Annotated in this window: 2 pseudogenes; one reads left to right on the top strand and one right to left on the bottom strand. The window is 32.4% G+C overall.

Annotated features, from left to right (window positions below):
* Positions 1-184: pseudogene (locus BG20_RS11860) on the top strand (cell division control protein Cdc6); the annotation flags it as partial.
* On the opposite strand, the pseudogene BG20_RS03585 reads toward BG20_RS11860, so the two are convergent.
* Positions 167-506: pseudogene (locus BG20_RS03585) on the bottom strand (DNA-directed DNA polymerase II small subunit); the annotation flags it as partial. The pseudogenes BG20_RS11860 and BG20_RS03585 overlap by 18 nt on opposite strands.

Here is a 506-nt window from a genome sequence, read left to right as displayed (position 1 = left end):
TGAAGAGTTAACCCAAAGACGGATTACCCAAATGCTTAGTGAAATTGAATTATCTGGTATAATCTCTGGAAGATTAGTACATCAAGGAATTCATGGCAGAACAAAAAAATACAAACTTACAATCTCAACTGAAATGATAAAAAAAACTTTCAAAGATGATTTAACTTTACAAGATATTGTTTAATTTATTAGAATTATAATTTTCATGATAAACTTTGAAAGTCTTCAAATTTACCATAAGAGCAATTCCTGGATTAGGTGTCATACCAACACTAGCCTGAAATGGAGTTTGTTTTTGCCAAGAACCAGAATTTATCAAAAGTATTCCTTTGTACATATCTAATTCAGCCCTATGAACATGACCAACATGAAAGATATCTGGAATTTCATCAATAACCATCAAATCTTCAATCTCGGGGGCTATTGGAGTCTGACTCCCATAAATCGGACTAAGATGCCTAGCTCTTAGTAGATGTTTCATGACATTTGTTGGCTTGTCATAACTT

It is taken from the genome of Candidatus Nitrosarchaeum limnium BG20 (assembly GCF_000241145.1).
Lineage (GTDB): Archaea > Thermoproteota > Nitrososphaeria > Nitrososphaerales > Nitrosopumilaceae > Nitrosarchaeum > Nitrosarchaeum limnae.
This window is presented reverse-complemented; position numbering and strand designations above follow the sequence as displayed.